Raw genomic sequence first — 20,805 nt, 5'->3', positions numbered from 1 at the left:
CTCTATTCTAGCAGAAAGTTATGCATAAATATATCCTTTTCATTCAATTGGTTGCTTATTTGGCGTCCCAGCTTTGCGCGGATACTTATTCGGCGTCTCTTTGACTTTTTCAATCAAATATAAATTGCGCTCGCTCTCCTCGATCGGTAGCAAGAACTCATAGTGATCTTTGACTTTTCCGCCAAGTGTTGCGATCGCTTTTGCACCAATTTTCAGCTCCTGCTCAGCTTGCATACCTTTCATCGCTAAGAAAAATCCGCCTTTTTTGACAAGCGGTAAGCATAATTCTGCGAGGACGCTCATTCTCGCCACAGCACGCGCTGTCACAAGATCAAACTTGCCGCGAAACGCTTTGTTCTGGCCAAATTCTTCGGCTCTTGCGTGGTGGAAATGGACATCGCTTAACTTCAATTCCGTCGCCAAAGCATCTAAAAAAGTCATCCGTTTTTGCAAGGAATCCACGATCGTCACATCCAAATCAGGGAAACAAATCTTGATTGGGATACTCGGAAAACCAGCTCCAGCTCCAACATCACAAACCGTTCGTACACCTTTAAAATCAACATAAAAAGCCGCTGAAATCGAGTCATAAAAATGTTTCAAATAAACCTCATCACGCTCTAAAATTGCCGTCAAATTCATTTTTTCGTTCCATTCTACAAGCATCTTAAAATACAGATCAAACTGTGCCATTTGTTCATCAGATAACTCGATGCCTTTTTGCAATAATTGCTCTCTAAACTGTTCTGGATTCACGTTTTTCCCTCACTTCGTTTTTGCGATTTTGCCTTGCTCAATATATACTAACAAAATGGAAATATCGGCTGGATTCACACCTGAAATACGGCTAGCTTGGGCGATCGATAGGGGTTGGATTTTTTTCAATTTCTCCAAAGCTTCCGTTGCTAAGCTCCCAATCGCGTCGTAATCGATGTTTTCAGGGATTTTCTTGTTCTCCATACGTTTCATTTTATCCACTTGGTTCAGTGATTTTTCGATATAACCTTCATACTTAATCTGAATTTCCACCTGTTCTTCAATGTCAGGAGTTAGCGATGTTTCACGTGAAACAATTCCCTTCAAAATATCATACGTGATCTCCGGACGGCGTAAGAAATCCGCTGCCAAAACACCATCTTTGAGCTCTGTGCTACCCATATCGACAAGCATTTTTTGCACGTCCGCAGTTGGCTTAATCCGCGTCGTTTTCAAGCGTTTTTTCTCTGCTTCAATGGCTTCTCTTTTCGCGACAAAACGAGCATAACGCTCATCACTGATAAGACCAATTTCGTGTCCAATTTCCGTTAAACGCAAGTCCGCATTATCATGACGAAGCAATAAGCGATATTCCGCGCGGGAAGTAAGCAAGCGGTAAGGTTCTTCCGTTCCTTTTGTCACGAGATCATCAATCAAAACGCCGATATAAGCTTGATCGCGACCAAGAACGATCGGTTCCTTCCCAGAAGCACGGCGAGCCGCATTGATTCCAGCCATCAGGCCTTGCCCTGCCGCCTCTTCATAACCACTCGTGCCGTTTAATTGGCCCGCTGTATATAAGTTTTCGATCCGTTTCGTTTCAAGCGATGGCCACAATTGCTCCGGCATCACCGCGTCATATTCAATCGCATAACCAACGCGCATCATTTCAACATTTTCCAAGCCAGGAATCGTCGACAACATTTCGCGTTGCACGTCCTCTGGCAAACTCGTCGACAAGCCTTGTACATAGACTTCTTCCGTGTTCCGACCCTCAGGCTCTAAGAAAATTTGATGGCGCGGCTTATCATTAAATCGCACAATTTTATCTTCAATCGACGGACAATAACGCGCGCCGGTTCCTTTTTTAGTAGCCGTAAACATCGGTGAACGATGCAGATTTTTCTCGATAATTTTATGTGTTGCCTCGTTCGTATACGTCAACCAACATGGCAACTGATCCATGATAAAATCTACCGTTTCATAGCTAAATGCACGCGGAACATCATCTCCAGGCTGTTCTTCCGTTTGCGAATAATCGATCGAACTTGATTTCACGCGTGGCGGGGTCCCCGTTTTAAAACGACGAAGCTCAAAACCTAGCTCCTCCAAATGTTCCGAAAGCTTGATCGATGGCTGCTGATTGTTCGGGCCACTCGAATAACGCAGTTCCCCAACAATAATCTCCCCACGTGAAAAAGTTCCAGTCGTCAGTACAACGGTTTTAGCATAATAAATCGCGCCGCTGTTCGTGATAACACCTTTACAAACGCCATCTTCTATCACAAGACGATCTACTAAACCTTGACGTAGCGTGATATTTTTCTCTTTTTCAATCGTATGCTTCATTTCGTGTTGATAATCCCATTTATCCGATTGCGCACGCAAAGCACGAACCGCAGGACCTTTTCCGGTATTTAGCATTCGCATTTGAATGTGCGTTTTATCCGTATTTCGTCCCATTTCGCCACCAAGCGCATCGATTTCACGCACAACCACGCCTTTTGCAGGGCCTCCAACAGAAGGATTACACGGCATGAACGCCACCATATCTAAATTAATTGTGAGCATCAACGTTTTCGCGCCAATTCGACCACTTGCCAAGCCCGCTTCCACGCCCGCATGTCCCGCACCGACCACAATCACATCGTAATGTCCCGCATCATAAGTTTGCATATTTTAACACATCACTTTCCTAAACAAAATTGATTAAATAATTGATCAAGCAGTTCACCCTGCACTGATTCTCCGATAATTTCTCCAAGTAAATCCCAAGCTCGCGTCATGTCAATCTGAACAATATCCACTGGCATTCCAGCATCCACGCCATCAATAACCGCGTCAATCGCCCCAATCGCCTCATGTAAAAGCGCAATATGACGTGCATTCGACACATACGTCGCATCCCCAGCATCAATCTCTCCCGCGAAAAATAAATCCCGAATCGCGACTTCAAGCTGCGCAAGTCCCGCATCATTCACAAGCGATGTCTCGACCACCGGATTCTCCCCAGCAAGCTTCCGAACCCGCACCACATCAATCTCCTGCGCCAAATCCGTCTTATTCAAAACGACCACAAAATTATGTCCCGCGACCGCCTCAAACAACGCTTCATCTTCCACACTCAGCGGCTCATTTTGGTTCAATACCAGCAAAATAAAATCCGCATCCTGCAAAGCTTTGCGCGAACGCTCCACGCCAATTTTTTCAACAATATCTTCCGTCTCGCGAATACCGGCCGTATCAATCAGGCGTAATGGAACCCCGCGAACATTCACATACTCTTCAATAATATCACGCGTCGTACCCGCAATATCCGTCACGATCGCCTTTTCCTCCTGAATCAACTGGTTCAAAAGCGATGATTTCCCAACATTCGGCCGACCAATAATCGCCGTCGCCAGTCCCTCACGCAAAATCTTGCCCTGTTGCGCCGTCAACAATAACTGCTCCACCGAAGCTCTCACCAATTGCGCCTTCTCCACCAACATCCGCTGCGTCATCTCTTCCACATCGTCATATTCCGGATAATCTATGTTCACTTCGACCTGCGCCAAAGCATCTAAAATTTCCTGTCTTAAATTACGAATTAAGCGCGACAAACTACCGTCCATCTGCTGTAGCGCAACACCCATCGCACGGTCCGTTTTCGCCCGAATCAAGTCCATCACGGCTTCCGCTTGCGACAAATCAATCCGTCCATTCAAGAACGCCCGTTTCGTAAATTCACCAGGTTCCGCCAATTTCGCCCCATTTCGAAGCAATAATTGCAACACCCGATTTACCGAAACTATCCCGCCATGCGCATTAATCTCGACCACATCTTCCCGAGTAAACGTCCGCGGCGCACGCATGACCGTAACCATGACCTCCTCGACCGTCTCCTCCGTGCTCGGATCCACAATATGACCATAATGAATCGTGTGACTCTCGACCTCACGTAACGATTTCTGCGCATAAAAAATACGATCCGCTATCTGAATCGCCTCAACACCGCTCAAACGAATAATAGCAATGGCTCCTTCGCCGGGCGGTGTTGAGATCGCAGCAATTGTATCAAATTCCATACTTTACCCTCTCTTTCCTAGGAAAATTCCGCTCACAAATAAGCCCGACTTCCTAACTCGAATAAATTTTGGCACATGACCTGTGCGTATCATCAACATTTGCTCCGCTTTCACCAAAGCTAATAATGATTGACCTTCTATAAAAAAAGTTATCCACATACCCGAAAACTTTTCTATTTTTAAAAATATCATATCCTTTATTTTAACTTATCCACATGTGAATAACAATAGTTTTGGATTAAGTTCTTTAGTTATCCACAATTTTTATATGTACTATATTTAAAACAAACGCAGTCCAAATCCTACTGCGCTTGTTTATACACAACTTTCAATAAAATACTATGGCATAACAACCATTTTACCTGTACCCCAATAACCTACTAGTTCTCGCCATGCTGTTTCTTTATCATTTCTACTATGTTCACTAAATGCGCCTAAAAATCCTTTTGGCTTATAGTTATACGAAACACTTACATTGACTACTGATCCATAGGTATTTCCTACAAATGATTTTGTATACGACGATCCTTCGCCATAACTACTTCCATACCTTGCATTTGCCTTTGTCCACTCTGTATTATTGCTACTCCAAGATACCCGATCTACTGTTGTACCAGCGACAAAATACTCATATCCTCTTTGATTATTATACCAGTAGTTCATTCCTTGAACTCCACCATCACGATTCCCTAAATAACGAAAACTCTGCCAATCTGCCTCTCCTTGAATTGGTATTAAAAGCGTAATTGAAATCACCAGTAAACAAATTATCGCCCCAACTTTTTTCATTTTTTTCTTCATAAATGTTACCTCCATTTTTTTTATATAAAATCATTTACTCACCTTTTAGTTTTTTTGTAAAAGTTCCTGGAATTTCAAGCCAAGCTGTTTCCTGATCATTCCTACTATGCTCACTATACGCACCTAAAAAACCTCTAGGATTTATGTCATATCGCATTATCACAACAGCATAGTGATCTCCAGGGCTATTATCTGTATAAGATGATCCTTGCCCATAATATGAACCATACCTAGCATGTGCCTTAGTCCAAGGATCGTTATTACTACTCCAGCCTGCATATTTTATTTTGGTATTGGCTTCAAAAATCTCACTACTAGAACCTGGAGAAACTTCCCAATTGTTTCTCCCTACAACACCAGCCCCTAAATCTTGATAATCTTTAAAAGCAGCCTGAGCGCTTATAGGTATTAACATCATGCTAACCAATAATAAAATGACACCCATTCGCTTAAACCTTATGAATCTCCTCTTCATATTTTACTCTCTCCTTTTTACCATTACCAACGTCCCGCAAGCTCTCTCCATGCGGTTTCCTTGTCATTTCGACTATGCTCAGAATAAGCTCCTAAAAAACCTTTAGGGTGATCTTTATAATAGATCTCAACAGTTGGAATACACCTTGCCGCATTCCCTTTAAATTCCACAGAATAAGATGACCCTGCACCATATGTCGAACCATATCTAGCATGCGATTTAGTCCACTGTTCATTATTACTACTCCACTTTACACTATCAACTTTTGTAGAACCTCCAAAATACTCTGTTCCCCAGTTGTCTGTATACCAAGAATTCGATCCTTGTACCCCAGCATGATCTGTTCCAATGTATAAATATCTATAATCATTCTGAGCAGCTTTCCCCATAGTTGGAGCCAACACAGCAAGGACTACCAACACAGCCGCAACAATCAAAAGCCCAACTCGCTTCATTTTTCTCCTCATCTCTTCTCCTCCTTTTCAACTTTCCCATCTAACAAATAAATCATCCTGCTTGAATACTGCTTTGCCAACCCAATATCGTGTGTTACCAACAAAACTGTATGCCCTCTCTGGTGATATTTCCTCAACAATTCCATCACAATCAATCCTGCCTTACTATCCAAAGCCCCAGTTGGTTCATCTGCTAGTATAATTCTCGGCTGATTCACCAATGACCTAGCAATTGCTACACGCTGTTGTTCACCACCACTCAACTTTGAGGCCAGCACTTCCTTCTTATCTGCTATCTCTAAGTCAGATAAGATCGCGTTAACTACCTCTTCACCTCCCTTCTTTCGTTTTGCATATTCTAAAGGCAATTGTACATTCTCAAAAACACTATAATCAGGAATCAATCCAAAATTTTGCAATACAAAACCAATATTCTTATTTCTAAATTTCGCTTTTTTCCGATCCGTCAATTCTGCCGTATTTTGTCCATCAAAATGATACGAACCACTTGTCAAATTATCAAGTAATCCTAGCGTATAAAGTAGCGTAGACTTGCCGCTACCGCTTGGGCCAACAATCGTAACGAATTCTCCTTCTTCAATAGTTAATGAAATATTATTCACCGCCTTAATACTATCAACGCCATTACTAAATTCTTTCATCATCTTATCGCATGTAATCAAGCTCATTTTGTCACCCTTTCGTTATTAAATTAATCGCGTGTTCTCTTATCACTTTCCGAGCTATTAAAAGCATAATTACAGTAATTAGTACTACATTAAAAGTCATGAATTGTAGCATATGACATGTTGAAAAATTCACAATAATTGGCTCAATTACTACCTTAAAAGTAGTCTTACTAATCATAATATAGGCCATACTTATCGCAAGCGCTGTACCAAAATAACTAAGTAATTCATATCCCAGACGCCGAATAATATCCCCCTTGCTCGCACCACATAGCAAATGAATCCCGTTCTCTTTTCGTTCTAAATCCAACTTTCTATAGAAAAATTGAATAACAACTAGAAAAGTAAAGGCAACAAATATCAAAGCTTGCACAAGTTCAAAATAAATCGCATCCTGCATACTTTCATTACTAAAACTTACATCCAAAGCTTTATTCGTCTTACTTAAGTCATAATCTGAGCCAAAAAGTTTCTCCTCATACTGAGATAATAATTTCTGAGCACGCTTGTTTACTTGAACTGTAAAACTCGTATCATTCAATGGTATATCCCTATCAGGCATTGCAACATATATGTTATTAATACTAACCATTCCACTACTATTCATTGTCGGAAACGCGCTATTTTTCTCAATGTAGCCCACAATTTTGATACTTATATTTTTCTTAGACCCATTTTGAGTGGTTAGTACCGCCGACATCTTTTGACCCAACACTGTTTTATCCATCAATGTTTCATCTAGAATAGCTGCAAAATTCTCCGCTTTTTTAAAATCATCATTTTTAAAGTTTCGTCCATCCGATATCGAAAGCTTACTCAACTCACTGTTATGTTGTAAAGATACCACTTGATAAGAATCGTTCAAATCAAGTTCTGCTAACAGATAATTAGATTTTGTATAAACGATATCATGCTTTAATAAGTATGCTTCAAAATCAGAAGGCCTCTTTTTCCCATCCCGATCGGGTAATAGAGCAAATTGATAACCCCACACACCATCTAATCGTTCCACTTTGTCTACTTTCATATTCTCATACTCTGTAAACTTGAATAAAAAAACATATACTTGTACCATCATGAATGAAATAAGAATGGTGATAAGGATAGCTAGCAACGGATGTCTACTTATTTTTGCGAATACATGCATAACTTACATTCTCTCCCTTACACACTCAACTGCACTAATTCTCCTAAAAATAAGAGAAAGTAAAGCTGCCAAAGTTGTTGCAAATAGAATACTATATATTAAGAATATCGGATAAAAATTCAGTCTCACTTGGTTTAAAAATGGTAAATCAAAGAAAATCGCTAGCATATGTACACAACTCCCTATAGCAAATGCAAGCAATGCGATCACAATCATTTCTTTCAATGTCCTCCAAAACAGTGATAAGTTTGTTGAACCAACCAATTTTCTAACAGCAAACTCCATCCTATGTTCTTCAATCCAAAAATAAGAAAGCATAATAACCGAAATGAACAACATAATAAACATGCTAAACAAGAAATTCTTCATCCCAATCATCAATGTCTCAGAATCTTTCGTTTTCATATTTAAAATTTGAACTACATCAACACCTTCTTGGTAATTTTTGAAATAGGGTTGGACGATCTTTATTACTGCATCATTGTTGTTAGTGCCGTACACCGAAATATTATTCGCAGCGCTTGTATAACTATACTCATCAGGTACATACGCCTCATAAGGAATAACAATACTAGCATCAAAAGATCCATTTATTACGCCTTTCGCTCCTAAAGTACCAATGACTTTATACATGATCCCATTGATATCTATACGTTCCTTATTCGCCAATTTATTCCTTACATTTTTTCCAACTAGAGCTACTTTATTTGTATAATTTAAAATAGATTTCCCCCTCAAAATTGGAAAATTAAAATATTGTACTTGTTTGGAAGGAACCATTAGGAGCTCCATCCTTTGATTATTTATATTTGCCTCTTCTTGAAAAATAGTAGCATCGAATTTATTTAACACCTCTTTATATAGCGCTTTCTTTTTTTCTAAATAAGCAACTTTCGTATCATTCCTATCTCTGGTGAAATCAATAGAGCTAATAGGTCCTTCATATAAATTCTGCTGATGCTTCGTGACAAAATACATACGGTCATTATAATTAATAAATTGAATGGCTACTAAAAATAGTATAATAAGAACAAATAATAAAAATTTATTTTTTTTTATAGTATGCATATGTGTCCTCCAAATCCCTCTAATTAGAAATATAATACAGGTATTTATTTGTATTATATACTATTGTTAATTTATGAGCAAGTCGATATATATATTTGAATCAATTTCATAACTCCGCTTTTGTTTTTGAAGGAATAATAATCCATTTTATTTTGAAATAGCTCAGGCAAAGAGATTTGAAAACCTCGCATTAGTGATTTTATGGTATTCACATGAATGACATGGGAGGTAGACTTTTTTGACGTTCTGAAAGTCACTGTGCCGCAACGCTTTTGAATTATGAAATTGGTTCATTTATTATTTTACATGAATATTCATTTTTTAATGGGGACTGTAGTACACATAGGTCAGACTCAAACAAAAATAGAGCAGTATCCAGTATATCCAGATACTTACTCTATCCACCTAAAATTATTCTTCTGTTATATCATTCTCTACATCTTCAACTGGTGTTGTTTCCACCGCATCATCTTCCTCATCCACAAACTCGTCCTCTTCTTCTTTCGGAACTTTTGCTACTGTTGCAACAAATTCCTCATCATCAAGGCGAATCAGTTTCACACCCATTGCGCTACGGCCGGTTTGTGAAATATCTCCAACTGAGAAGCGAATCAGAACGCCACCAATAGTCATCAGCATCAAGTCTTCCTCGCCAGTTACGGTTTTAAGAGCGACAAGATTTCCGTTTTTCTCCGTGATAGTTACGGTTTTAACACCCATACCGCCACGATTACGAAGCGGATACTGTGCAGCTAACGTTTGCTTGCCATAGCCCTTCTCCGTCACGACAAGCACTTTCTCGTCGTCTTCAAGGATTTCCATACCAATAACCTCATCGTCTTCACGAAGGCGTATACCACGCACACCAGCCGCTGTACGACCCATGACACGGATATCCGTTTCCTCAAAGTAAATCGATTGGCCAAATTTCGTTCCAATGATGATTTTCTTGCTACCATCTGTCATTTGAACAGAAATCAACTCATCATTTTCGCGAAGTTCAACGGCACGCAAACCACTTTGACGAATTTTCGCGAATTGCGTTAACGTACTACGCTTCACGACGCCAAGTTTTGTTGTAAAGAACAGGTACTGATCATCTGTGAACTCACGCAAGTTAATCACGGCATTCACTTTTTCCTGACTCTCAATTCCTAGCAAGTTAATGATCGGAATCCCTTTTGCAGTACGGCTATATTCAGGAATTTCATACCCTTTCGCGCGGTAAACTTTCCCAGTATTCGTAAAGAATAGCAGCGTATCATGCGTACTCGTAGCAACAAGATGCTCTACGAAATCATCTTCATGCGTGCCCATTCCTTGCACACCACGACCACCACGGCGCTGACTACGATAAGTAGAAAGTGGCAAACGCTTGATATAGCCTTTATTCGTAAGTGTAATCGCAACTTCCTCTTCAGGAATCAAATCTTCATCTTCCAAGCTTACCAAATCACCCGCCAAAATTTCTGTACGGCGTTTATCAGCATACTTCTCTTTGATTTCCGTTAGTTCTTCACGAATAATCTCTAAAATGCGCTCTTCATTTCCTAAAATTTCTTTTAGATCTGTGATAAGAGCCATCAAACTATTAAATTCGTCTTCAATTTTATCGCGTTCCAAACCTGTTAAACGTTGCAAACGCATATCAAGAATCGCTTGTGCTTGTTTATCAGAAAGATTAAATTGTGTCATCAAACCTTCTTTGGCAACATCTGCTGTTTTCGAAGCACGAATCAATTTTATAACTGCATCAATATTATCAAGAGCAATTCGCAAACCTTCAAGAATATGTGCGCGAGCCTCAGCTTTACGCAGTTCAAATTCCGTACGGCGGCGAATAACGATTTTTTGATGCTCTAAATAATGATATAAGATCTCTTTCAAGTTCAGCACTTTTGGATGATTCGCAACCAGCGCCAACATGTTAATACCAAAAGTCGTTTGAAGAGCTGTCATTTTATACAAGTTGTTAATAATAACGCTAGCACTAACATCACGACGAACCTCGATAACCATCCGCATACCAGTACGATCAGACTCATCATTTGCTGATGTAATACCATCAATTTTCTTCTCACGCGCAAGTTCAGCAATACGCTCAAGCAGACGCGCCTTATTCACTTGGTACGGAAGCTCCGTAATAACAATTGTTTCCTTACCATTGCTCTTCGTTTCAATCTCTACACGAGCACGAAGCGTGATAGAACCACGACCAGTTTCATATGCACGACGGATTCCAGAGCGTCCCATAATCATCCCAGCAGTAGGGAAATCAGGACCAGGAATATACTCCATCAATTCACGAATTTCAATATCAGGATCATGACTTAACGCGAGAACACCATCAATAACCTCACCAAGATGATGCGTTGGAATATTTGTCGCCATCCCAACCGCAATACCTGAGGAACCATTGACAAGCAAGTTAGGAAAACGAGCTGGCAAAATATTAGGCTCACGCTCTGAACCATCATAGTTATCAACATAATCGATTGTATCTTTATTAATATCACGCAAAAGTTCCATCGAAATTTTGGACATTCTAGCCTCTGTATAACGCATCGCAGCCGCCATATCTCCATCGACAGACCCGAAGTTACCATGCCCATCAACAAGCATATTACGGTAACTAAAATCTTGCGCCATCCGAACCATCGTGAAATAAACCGCCGTATCACCATGTGGATGATACTTACCGATAACTTCACCAACAATACGCGCTGATTTCTTATAAGCCTTATCAGACGTCATACCAAGATCATTCATGGCATATAAAATACGACGATGAACAGGTTTCAAGCCATCTCTAACATCTGGAAGAGCACGAGCAACAATAACACTCATCGCATAATCTAGAAAAGAAGTACGCATTTCTTTATTCAAATTGATTTCCGTCACTCTTGACTCTGGTGTTTCTGACATTTTTCAAGAAACCTCCTTCAAATTACAACACATATGATATGTATTCCCCGCATTATTTCCCGGGAAATATAATTATTTATTAAATCTCTTACCCCTTGTCTTGTTCTTGTCCCCCGACTTGAAACGGGAAACCTCAGCGCGCCAGCAAATGCTTAATTCCTAGGCAAAAGTGAGTACCGAAGCGGAGCGTTTGCTGGTGCGCTGAGAGATTAGACGTCGAGGTTTTTGACGTATTGCGCATTCTCTTCAATAAACTTACGACGCGGTTCCACATTGTCACCCATAAGCATCTCAAACGTTTCATCCGCCGCAATCGCATCATCAATATTTACTTGAAGCAATGTACGGTGTTCTGGATTCATCGTTGTATCCCACAATTGTTCCGGATTCATCTCACCTAGACCTTTATAGCGCTGAATACCATATTTCGTATCCGTATCTAAAGTCGCCAAGTAATCTTCCAACTGGCTATCACTGTAGACATACTCTTGCGTTTTACCATGCTTAATTTGATAAAGCGGTGGTTGCGCGATATAAATATACCCAGCATCTACCAAAGGACGCATATAGCGATAAAATAACGTCAGCAGCAACGTCCGAATATGCGCACCATCAACATCCGCATCGGTCATAATAATCAATTTATGATAACGCGATTTCGCAACATCAAAATCGCCACCAAAACCAGTTCCCATCGCGGTAAAAATCGTCCGAATTTCCTCATTCGCCAAAATTTTGTCTAAACGCGCTTTTTCTACGTTCAAAATTTTACCACGAATTGGAAGTATCGCTTGGAATAAGCGATCACGACCTTGCTTAGCAGAACCACCAGCAGAGTCACCCTCTACGATATAAAGTTCGCTGATAGCAGGGTTTCGCGAAGAACAATCGGCCAGTTTACCCGGCAGACTCGAAATTTCAAGACCACTGGATTTACGTGCCACTTCACGTGCTCGCTTCGCTGCAAGACGCGCACGGCTCGCCACAACGCCCTTGTCAACGATTTTTCTAGCGACCGTAGGATTTTCCATTAAGAACTTATCTAAAGCCGTAGAGAACAGCTTATCCGTTATTGTACGCGCTTCGGAGTTACCGAGCTTCGTTTTTGTTTGACCTTCAAACTGTGGATCCGGATGCTTGATCGAAATAATCGCTGTCAGACCTTCACGCACATCTTCACCAGACAAGTTATCATCACTTTCCTTGAACAACTTGTTACGGCGCGCATAATCATTAATAACACGTGTCAAAGCCGTTTTGAAGCCTGATTCATGCGTTCCACCTTCATACGTATGGATATTATTCGCGAATGAGATCAGATTGCTCGAAAAACCAGTATTGTATTGCATCGAAACTTCCACCATGATGCCATCACGTTCACCCTCAATGTAGATAGGCTCATCATGAATAACCTCTTTAGATTTGTTCAAATGCTCCACGTAAGACTTAATTCCGCCTTCATAATGATAATCTTGGCGTTGCTCTTGTCCCTCACGCTTATCTTCAATAGAAATTTGCAAACCACGGTTCAAGAAAGCAAGCTCTCTCGTACGCGTTCTAAGTGTATCGTACTCAAATTCCGTCGTTTCTTTAAAAATCTCTGGATCTGGCGTAAAATGAACAATCGTTCCGCGATAATCAGACTCTCCACGTTCCTCTAAGTCCATTACTACATCGCCACGCTCGAAACGTTGGTAATACTGAGTGCCGTCACGATGAACCTGTACTTCAAGGCTTGTTGATAGGGCATTAACTACAGACGCACCAACACCATGCAAGCCACCAGAAACCTTGTAGCCACCGCCGCCAAACTTACCACCAGCATGCAATACTGTGAAGATAACCTCAACTGTAGGGCGACCTATTTTTTCGTTGATTCCAGTTGGAATTCCACGACCATTATCGCGTACCGTGATGCTGTTATCTTTCTCAATCGTAATTTCAATCTCCGTACAAAAACCAGCCAATGCCTCATCGATACTGTTATCAACAATTTCCCAAACCAAATGATGCAAACCACGTTGACTAGTAGAACCGATATACATACCAGGTCTTTTACGAACAGCTTCTAGACCTTCTAAAACCTGAATCTGATCATCACTATACTCCGACGCATTTTCATTTACATTAGTCATATTTTCCTCAGACATCTAACATTCCACCGCGCTTTCTTTATCCGTTTACAAAACTATATTTTGATATCATTTCCTTGTTACCGTACCTTTTTCAACCCAAAATGTCGTCGCGTCCTTCAGCGTTTGATGATCTATACCATCAATGCTTGTCGTTGTTACAAACGTCTGCACCTTACCTTGAATCGCGGCCAACAAGTGAGATTGTCTAAAATCATCTAGTTCACTAAGCACATCATCTAACAGCAATACAGGATATTCGCCCGTTTCTTCAAAAATCAAATCAATTTCTGCAAGTTTCACAGAAAGAGCCGTTGTGCGCTGCTGGCCTTGCGAACCAAACACCTGCACATTTTGATCATTGACATAAAAGAAGAGATCATCTCGATGTGGGCCAATCAGCGTAACACCTCGATCGATTTCTCTTTGAGCGATAGATTCCATTTTTTTATATAAATTCGCTTGCCATTCCGCTATACTCGAACCCTCAAGCTCCACAGATGGCTTGTATTCTAATTTCAAATTCTCCAGTTCACGCGAAATCTCAAAATGGATTGGAACCGCGAATTGCTCCAACCTTTCAATGAAATCCGCCCGACGCTTCGTTAACTTTACCGCAACTTCAATAAATTGTTCGGTTAAAATTTGCCACATCGTTGGATCGTGTTTGCGCTTGATTTGCGCTTGCTTTAAAAAATGATTGCGTTGTTGCAGAATGCGTTGATACTGACTCAAATCATGCAAGTAAACCGGCTGCATTTGGCCGATTTCCATATTGATGAAGCGTCTTCTCACACCCGGCGCACCTTTTACAAGCGACAAATCCTCTGGTGCAAACATGACGACATTCAAATTCCCGACATATTGGCTTAGCTTCTTCTGTTCTAAATGGTTAACCTTAGCTTTCTTGCCTTTTTGTGTCAGCGTTAGCTCTAGTGGAACCGATTGCCCATGTTTTTCGACGCGACCTTCAATTTTTGCAGATTCGGCATCCCAACTGATGAAATCCTTATCATTTGTCGTTCGATGTGATTTCGCAACTGCGAGTAATAAAATAGCTTCCAAAAGATTCGTCTTACCTTGCGCGTTTTCGCCTAAAAAAACATTGACCTTGTTATCAAATGTCAATTCTTGTTCTTTATAGTTGCGAAATTGGCGCAATACTAGATTCTCTAAATGCATATAATCCCTTATCCTTCTTTGATCAGCCTTGTTGGATCTGGATTTTACCCTCACCAGGAACTAAGACTACATCACCGTTTCGTAATTTACGACCGCGACGATTATCTTCTTCTCCGTTTATATACACCATGTTTTCACTTAAAAAAGCTTTCGCCATGCCGCCGCTCGAGATAACGTCCATCATTTGAAGCAGTTGCCCAAGTGTAATATATTCGGTATTGATTTTAATACTTTCCGCCATTTTTTTCACGTCCAATCTTAATAAGCCCTATTCCTCTATTTTACTAGAAAATCAGCCAGAACACAACGAAATTATTTATATATGCGTTTTTTAGCCGATTTTATCAAAACTAGGAGGGGGATATTATTTTGGTTTATAAATAAATATGGGGCTTCTCAGCGGGTTTTTGTTCTTAAAGCACAAAACATCTTCATTTTCCTTTTTCCAACCAGCTTCTTTAAACCCGACGGATAAAAATAAATTCTTCGCAATTAAATTTTCTGGAGACACGCTCAACTTCACTTCAATACTTTCCGGATTCTTCACAAATACAAAATCAACTAATTGTTCCAAAGCGCGACGTCCGACACCTTGATGTTGATAATCTTTATCGATCAAGAAGCCAGATATCCAATGATTATCCTTGGAATCTTCCTCATACGTATACAAAATAAAGCCGACCAAATCGTCTTCCGAGTAAACACCGTATGGATTATAGACGATATTCGAATCTTCCGGTTCATCATCAATCCGTATTAAAGAATCCGCAACAGAATCTACATACGCCTTTTGTTCCCTAAAAACACCTAATTCCGAGGCTTTTTCCCATTTTTCTAAAGGTAGTTTTCTTATAAACATTATTTCTACTCCTTTGTTTTCACTTTCTATATTCCACTTCTTATTCTACTATAGATCTTTCTTGATAACAGCTTTTCGCATCCATTTCCCCGACTTATAACGCCCAAGTCCAAGCAGCGTAGCACTTACCCAAGCCACCGGAGTCGCCCACCATAAGCCCATGTACCCTAAAAATTGAGATAAAATAAAGCCAATTGCAAGTCGAGATGCTAGCTCAAAAATTCCCATCCAAAGCGGCACAATCGCATCACCCGTTCCACGCAATGTTTCACGAACAACGAATAAAATGCCGACGACAACGTAGAAAAGTGACACAATTTTCAAATAACCTGTTCCGATAGATAAAGCTTCCGTGGCAGAACTGTCTAAAAACAATGTTAAAAATTGGTGCGCGAATAACTGTACTAATACAGTTATCGCTAAGCTAACAACGGTAACTACTTTTATCCCAGACCAAAAGCCCTGTTTCACGCGATCAATTTTGCCAGCACCCATATTTTGACCAGCAAACATCGAAGAAGCCGCACCAAAAGCAATTCCTGGCTGATATGTGAGCGAATCAATCCGACTCGCCGCGGTATATGCAGCTACAACCGTCGCGCCAAAACTATTAATCAAGCCTTGAATCGCCATATTTCCAATCGAAATAAAGGAACCTTGCAGCGCCGATGGAAAAGCAATCCGGAAAATTTCTTTAAAAATCAGCAGATCAAAATGAATATCTTGCTTTTTCAAACGCATAAAAGGGACATGCCGATAAGCATAAATAATACACAGGATGGCAGCGACAAGCTGACTGACAACGGTTGCTCCAGCTGCACCGCCAACTCCTAAATTAAATCCAACAACGAACCAAAAACTTAGCGCGATGTTAAGCAGTGATGAAAGGATAAGAAAATAAAGCGGTGTCACTGAATTTCCGAGTGCCCGCAAAATCGCCGAAACCCCATTATAAAGCCCCATTGGCAAAATCCCGATAAATAAAATCGTCAGGAAAAGGTGGGAATCATCTAATATTTCCGCTGGCGTTCTTAAAAGAAGCAATAACGGTTTAGCGAGTAAAATTCCAATAACCGTCAAAACCACTGATACCGCAACAATCATAATACTCGCAGTGGCAATAACTTGTTTTAATTTATGATAATCCTGAAATCCAAAATATTGCGCCACAACAACTGAAACCCCACTCATCAAGCCAATTACTAGCGAGATGATGAAAAAGTTAAGCGCATTTGTCGCTCCAACAGCAGCAAGCGCATTCACACCAACAAATTTTCCTACAATCATTGCATCAACCATCGTGTAAAATTGCTGAAATAAATTCCCAAGCAGCATCGGCATCGCAAAATAAAAAATGGTTTTTGTCGGATTTCCTTTGGTCATATCTTTAATCATGCCAGAACTCCTTCCAAACTAATGGCCCAGACTCCATTTCTCTAAACTATGTATTGCATCAAACACAAAAACCCACCCAATTTTCACTGAGCGGGCAAGTAATTTGTTAGTACGTACGAACAGGTGTAATCAATTGCAGAATTTCATTTGGATTTTCAGCATCTTTTGGACGTAATACGAACGGACGCATTGTTCCAGAAAATGAAATCTGAATATCGGCACCATCAAAGGCACGCAGAGCATCCATCATGTATTTTCCGTTAAACGAAATCTTCAATTCTTCACCAGTAAAGGTTTGGCTAAATACTTTTTCCGAAACATTTCCGACCTCAGGAGAATTCGAGGAAACTTCCACTTGACCATTTTCTAACGTCATTAATTTGATCACGTTATTTCTATTTTCACGAGCAAGTAGGGAAGCACGATCGATCGCCTGTAAAAATGATTTTGCGTTAATAATTAGATCAGACTTGGTTTCAGTAGGGATAAGCCTCGATGTATCAGGATAACTACCTTCCAATAAGCGCGAATAAAACAGCAAATCTTTGAGTTTAAATAAAATTTGGTTGTTAGCAAGTACCATTTCGATTGATTCTGTACCTTCATCTAAAATTTTATTTAGTTCAGATAAGCTTTTTCCAGGAATCACAATATTGTATTCCTCATCGATTTCCGTTGCAAGTGGAATTTCGCGCAAGGCAAGACGATGGCTATCCGTTGCAACAGCAGTTAAGACATTATTCTTAATAATCCAGTTCACACCAGTTAAAACAGGACGAACTTCAATCGCAGAAACAGCAAAAACGGTCTGGCGAATAATATTTTTAAGTACTGAAATAGGAATTTGAATACTTTTACCAGCAGTAACTTCCGGTAATTTAGGATATTCTGCAGGATCAAGTCCGATAAGATTAAACGAGGCTTGACCAGAACGAATATTGGTTTGATAGTTTGTTGTTACTTCCAGTTCAACGTTTTCGTCAGGTAAACGACGAACAATATCACCAAAATAACGAGCTTGCAGAACAATACCGCCAAAATTTTCAACTTCGACTAAAACTTCATCATTTTCAATCAAAGGGATAAATGCTTCAATAGAAATATCTGAGTCACTACCAGTTAATGTGACACCTTCGTCATTTACAGTGATTTTAATTCCCGTCAAAATTGGAATAGTAGTCCTTGAAGAAATAGCACGCGTTACTTCGTTTACCGCTTGAACAAGACGATCGCGCTGAATTACAAATTTCATGAGAATTCCCCCATCTTTAATTTCTTTTTCTAAGTATAGCATTTCTAACCAAATATGTTTAATTAATTAATAAAAAAATAGTAGTAATAGTAATAGGGCCTGTGGATTTGTGGATAAGTAGGTTGTAGCCTATGAACCGCAAAGTTTTCCACATGTTGATAACTTGTTGGTAAGTGTGTACAACTTATCCACAGTATCCACAGAGTTGTTGAGACATTACTTGCTGATTTAGAGCATGTATTCCATTTATAGTTCTAGAACAAATTCTTAGGTTTCCTCAAATTTTTCTCTATCTCCGCCAGGTCATTTTTTAAATTCTGATCTATTTTCAGCAGTTGCGAAATTTTTTCGTGTGCGTGAATAACTGTTGTATGGTCGCGTCCACCAAATTCTTCTCCTATTTTTGGTAGGGAAGCATCGGTTAGTTCTCGGGATAGGTACATCGCGATTTGTCTAGGGTAGGCAATGCTTTGCGTCCGTTTTTTTGCTTTGAAATCTTCTAAACGAACGTGATAATATTCGCCGACTGCTTCTTGAATATCAGGAATTCGGATCACATGGGATTTGGAATTTGGAATGATATCTTTCAGCGCTTCTGCAGCTAAATTAGCATTGATATCCTTGTTCACAAGAGAAGAATAAGCAACAACGCGAATAAGTGCACCCTCAAGCTCACGAATATTCGAATCAATTTGGTTCGCGATATAAAGCATAACCTCATTCGGAATATCAAGTCCATCAGCTTTTGCTTTTTTGCGCAAAATCGCGATTCTTGTTTCTAAATCTGGTGGTGTAATATCTGTGATGAGACCCCACTCAAAGCGCGAACGTAAGCGATCTTCAAGGGTTGGAATTTCTTTTGGCGGGCGATCACTTGAAATAATAATCTGTTTTTGCTCATCGTAAAGCGTATTGAATGTATGGAAAAATTCTTCTTGCGTTCCTTCTTTTCCAGCTAAAAATTGAATATCATCAATCAATAGTACATCGACGTTACGATATTTATTCCGAAATTCTTCTGCTTTATTTTCTCGAATAGAGTTAATAAATTCATTTGTAAATTTCTCACTAGAAAGATACATCACTTTTGCGTTGGTTTTATGCTCTAAAACATAGTGACCGATGGCGTGCATTAAATGCGTTTTTCCAAGACCAACGCCACCATAAATAAAGAGTGGATTATACGCTTTGGCCGGTGCTTCCGCTACTGCGAGTGAAGCTGCGTGGGCAAAACGATTTCCAGAACCAATGACAAAAGTATCAAAAACATAACGTGGATTTAACATATGCTTGGAATTTTCTTCATCCAATTCATCTTCTAAATTACGCGGTTTTGGCGGAATGTAATTATCAAATACCTCATCTTGCTCACCATCAATAAAGCGGACATCAAAATTTTCTCCCGTAATTTCCTGCAGGATATTAGCGATAAATTGCGAGTAACTTTTTTCAAGCCAATCTCGAACAAAATTGTTTGGAGCGGTAACGATAAATGTACTTCCTTCAAGCGAATGAGCGGTGGTAGATTTCATCCAAGTATCATAACTCGGCTTGCTCATATTTTGTTTGACGATGCGTAAGGTTTCGTTCCATATGTCTTCCATTGTTTGCACTAGTATTCCCCCCTTTTTAAATAGACGTAAAAGTTATCCACAGAGGATTAAAGCCGTGGATAAAGTTATACAGGGGTTGTTTAGAAGTTATCCACAAAGCAAAAGCTAACTGTGGATAAATAATGTTATCCCCAAATATTTTTCTATTCGACAATTGATATAATATCAGAAAAACATCACAATCGCAAGGGATTTCAAATTCTATCCACAAAGTTATGAAGATGTTGAAAAAAGATGTCCACAGGATATGAGCTTGTGCATAACTTGTGAACTAGGACTGTATAAGAAAATAAGAGTATTTTAGTTATCCACAAGCACCTGTGGTTAACTACCCCCTAATTGTGCATAACTTTTAGTGAATATCGATAGTTATCCACAAAAATAGAGCTATTTTAGGGCTTTTTGATTATATTTCACGTTATCCACAGAATAAAATAGTTAAAAAAAATCATAGGAATGGGTATATATCAGTTTGAAAATATGGTATTATGGAAGATAGAGTTTTTATATTTTGCTTTATTAGGAAGTATATTGACAAATCTCGTATATTTCTGTACAATGTCTAAGACTGTCTATACGAGTAAATTTGTAGTAGACCCTTATTAGGAGGTGTAATTAATGAAAAGAACATATCAACCAAGTAAACGTAAAAGAAAAAAAGTACATGGTTTCCGTCAACGTATGAGTTCTAAAAACGGACGTAGAGTTTTAGCTAGTCGTCGTCGTAAAGGAAGAAAAGTTTTATCTGCGTAGACCACTGAAAACGACT

18 protein-coding genes are annotated in these 20,805 nt (G+C 39.8%); 1 reads left to right on the top strand and 17 read right to left on the bottom strand.

From position 1 onward, the window contains the following. Nucleotides 1–39: 39 nt before the first annotated feature. The 17 genes from rsmG to dnaA all read right to left on the bottom strand — a co-directional run bounded on the left by rsmG (nt 40) and on the right by dnaA (nt 20,036). On the bottom strand, nt 40–756 hold the full coding sequence (gene rsmG, locus UE46_RS00095) for a 16S rRNA (guanine(527)-N(7))-methyltransferase RsmG (protein WP_036061029.1): 717 nt from the start codon (nt 754–756) through the stop codon (nt 40–42). Between the two features lie 9 nt (nt 757–765). Then, complete coding sequence (gene mnmG / locus UE46_RS00090; protein WP_036061028.1) at nt 766–2,652, bottom strand: tRNA uridine-5-carboxymethylaminomethyl(34) synthesis enzyme MnmG; 1,887 nt, start codon at nt 2,650–2,652, stop codon at nt 766–768. A gap of 11 nt (nt 2,653–2,663) precedes the next feature. Beyond that, a complete protein-coding gene (gene mnmE / locus UE46_RS00085) occupies nt 2,664–4,043 on the bottom strand; it encodes a tRNA uridine-5-carboxymethylaminomethyl(34) synthesis GTPase MnmE (RefSeq protein WP_036061026.1) in 1,380 nt (459 codons plus the stop codon). 339 nt (nt 4,044–4,382) lie between these two features. Further along, nucleotides 4,383–4,844, bottom strand: coding sequence for a hypothetical protein (locus UE46_RS00075; protein WP_036061025.1), 462 nt, complete (start codon nt 4,842–4,844; stop codon nt 4,383–4,385). Nucleotides 4,845–4,878: 34 nt separating this feature from the next. Further along, complete coding sequence (locus tag UE46_RS00070) at nt 4,879–5,289, bottom strand: hypothetical protein (protein ID WP_143812853.1); 411 nt, start codon at nt 5,287–5,289, stop codon at nt 4,879–4,881. 53 nt (nt 5,290–5,342) lie between these two features. After that, nucleotides 5,343–5,786: a hypothetical protein gene (locus tag UE46_RS00065; protein ID WP_036061022.1), complete on the bottom strand. Its 444-nt coding sequence runs from the start codon at nt 5,784–5,786 to the stop codon at nt 5,343–5,345. After that, the gene (locus UE46_RS00060; RefSeq protein WP_118907787.1) at nt 5,783–6,439 is read right to left on the bottom strand and encodes an ABC transporter ATP-binding protein; all 657 of its coding nucleotides are present in this window, start codon (nt 6,437–6,439) and stop codon (nt 5,783–5,785) included. Before UE46_RS00060 ends, UE46_RS00065 begins: the two co-directional genes overlap by 4 nt. Nucleotides 6,440–6,467: 28 nt before the next feature. Continuing rightward, complete coding sequence (locus UE46_RS00055) at nt 6,468–7,610, bottom strand: ABC transporter permease (protein ID WP_036061021.1); 1,143 nt, start codon at nt 7,608–7,610, stop codon at nt 6,468–6,470. 3 nt (nt 7,611–7,613) lie between these two features. Next, complete coding sequence (locus UE46_RS00050) at nt 7,614–8,678, bottom strand: ABC transporter permease (RefSeq protein ID WP_118907318.1); 1,065 nt, start codon at nt 8,676–8,678, stop codon at nt 7,614–7,616. Nucleotides 8,679–9,089: 411 nt separating this feature from the next. Beyond that, a complete protein-coding gene (gene gyrA, locus UE46_RS00045) occupies nt 9,090–11,603 on the bottom strand; it encodes a DNA gyrase subunit A (RefSeq protein WP_036061019.1) in 2,514 nt (837 codons plus the stop codon). 209 nt (nt 11,604–11,812) lie between these two features. After that, complete coding sequence (gene gyrB, locus UE46_RS00040; protein ID WP_051492933.1) at nt 11,813–13,753, bottom strand: DNA topoisomerase (ATP-hydrolyzing) subunit B; 1,941 nt, start codon at nt 13,751–13,753, stop codon at nt 11,813–11,815. 51 nt (nt 13,754–13,804) lie between these two features. Beyond that, on the bottom strand, nt 13,805–14,917 hold the full coding sequence (recF, locus tag UE46_RS00035; RefSeq protein ID WP_036061017.1) for a DNA replication/repair protein RecF: 1,113 nt from the start codon (nt 14,915–14,917) through the stop codon (nt 13,805–13,807). 22 nt (nt 14,918–14,939) lie between these two features. Continuing rightward, entirely contained in the window at nt 14,940–15,158 is a 219-nt protein-coding gene (yaaA, locus tag UE46_RS00030; RefSeq protein ID WP_036061057.1) for a S4 domain-containing protein YaaA, read from the bottom strand. Between the two features lie 123 nt (nt 15,159–15,281). Beyond that, nucleotides 15,282–15,776 carry a GNAT family N-acetyltransferase gene (locus tag UE46_RS00025; protein WP_036061015.1) on the bottom strand — a complete coding sequence of 165 codons (495 nt, stop codon included), beginning with the start codon at nt 15,774–15,776 and terminating at the stop codon, nt 15,282–15,284. A gap of 48 nt (nt 15,777–15,824) precedes the next feature. After that, a complete protein-coding gene (locus UE46_RS00020) occupies nt 15,825–17,171 on the bottom strand; it encodes an MATE family efflux transporter (protein WP_036061014.1) in 1,347 nt (448 codons plus the stop codon). 106 nt (nt 17,172–17,277) lie between these two features. Next, nucleotides 17,278–18,423 (bottom strand): DNA polymerase III subunit beta, encoded by a 1,146-nt coding sequence (gene dnaN / locus UE46_RS00015; protein ID WP_036061013.1) that lies wholly within the window; start codon nt 18,421–18,423, stop codon nt 17,278–17,280. Nucleotides 18,424–18,677: 254 nt separating this feature from the next. Beyond that, nucleotides 18,678–20,036 (bottom strand): chromosomal replication initiator protein DnaA, encoded by a 1,359-nt coding sequence (gene dnaA / locus UE46_RS00010; RefSeq protein WP_036061011.1) that lies wholly within the window; start codon nt 20,034–20,036, stop codon nt 18,678–18,680. 618 nt (nt 20,037–20,654) lie between these two features. Between dnaA and rpmH the strand changes: the two genes are divergently transcribed. Beyond that, complete coding sequence (gene rpmH, locus UE46_RS00005; RefSeq protein ID WP_036084822.1) at nt 20,655–20,789, top strand: 50S ribosomal protein L34; 135 nt, start codon at nt 20,655–20,657, stop codon at nt 20,787–20,789. Nucleotides 20,790–20,805 lie beyond the last annotated feature (16 nt).

The organism is Listeria weihenstephanensis, assembly GCF_003534205.1.
GTDB lineage: Bacteria > Bacillota > Bacilli > Lactobacillales > Listeriaceae > Listeria_A > Listeria_A weihenstephanensis.
Note: the sequence above shows the minus strand (reverse complement) of the source record. Positions and strands in the feature narration are given on the sequence as shown.

Excerpts from the sequence above, each read along its gene's own strand:
- rpmH (WP_036084822.1), top strand. The coding sequence starts at position 20,655 with ATGAAAAGAACATATCAACCAAGTAAACGTAAAAGAAAAAAAGTACAT.
- UE46_RS00065 (WP_036061022.1), bottom strand. The coding sequence starts at position 5,786 with ATGAGGAGAAAAATGAAGCGAGTTGGGCTTTTGATTGTTGCGGCTGTG.
- mnmE (WP_036061026.1), bottom strand. The coding sequence starts at position 4,043 with ATGGAATTTGATACAATTGCTGCGATCTCAACACCGCCCGGCGAAGGA.
- gyrA (WP_036061019.1), bottom strand. The coding sequence starts at position 11,603 with ATGTCAGAAACACCAGAGTCAAGAGTGACGGAAATCAATTTGAATAAA.
- UE46_RS00060 (WP_118907787.1), bottom strand. The coding sequence starts at position 6,439 with ATGATGAAAGAATTTAGTAATGGCGTTGATAGTATTAAGGCGGTGAAT.
- UE46_RS00070 (WP_143812853.1), bottom strand. The coding sequence starts at position 5,289 with ATGGGTGTCATTTTATTATTGGTTAGCATGATGTTAATACCTATAAGC.
- UE46_RS00020 (WP_036061014.1), bottom strand. The coding sequence starts at position 17,171 with ATGATTAAAGATATGACCAAAGGAAATCCGACAAAAACCATTTTTTAT.
- gyrB (WP_051492933.1), bottom strand. The coding sequence starts at position 13,753 with ATGTCTGAGGAAAATATGACTAATGTAAATGAAAATGCGTCGGAGTAT.
- UE46_RS00050 (WP_118907318.1), bottom strand. The coding sequence starts at position 8,678 with ATGCATACTATAAAAAAAAATAAATTTTTATTATTTGTTCTTATTATA.
- recF (WP_036061017.1), bottom strand. The coding sequence starts at position 14,917 with ATGCATTTAGAGAATCTAGTATTGCGCCAATTTCGCAACTATAAAGAA.
- UE46_RS00055 (WP_036061021.1), bottom strand. The coding sequence starts at position 7,610 with ATGCATGTATTCGCAAAAATAAGTAGACATCCGTTGCTAGCTATCCTT.
- mnmG (WP_036061028.1), bottom strand. The coding sequence starts at position 2,652 with ATGCAAACTTATGATGCGGGACATTACGATGTGATTGTGGTCGGTGCG.
- UE46_RS00025 (WP_036061015.1), bottom strand. The coding sequence starts at position 15,776 with ATGTTTATAAGAAAACTACCTTTAGAAAAATGGGAAAAAGCCTCGGAA.
- UE46_RS00075 (WP_036061025.1), bottom strand. The coding sequence starts at position 4,844 with ATGAAGAAAAAAATGAAAAAAGTTGGGGCGATAATTTGTTTACTGGTG.
- dnaN (WP_036061013.1), bottom strand. The coding sequence starts at position 18,423 with ATGAAATTTGTAATTCAGCGCGATCGTCTTGTTCAAGCGGTAAACGAA.
- yaaA (WP_036061057.1), bottom strand. The coding sequence starts at position 15,158 with ATGGCGGAAAGTATTAAAATCAATACCGAATATATTACACTTGGGCAA.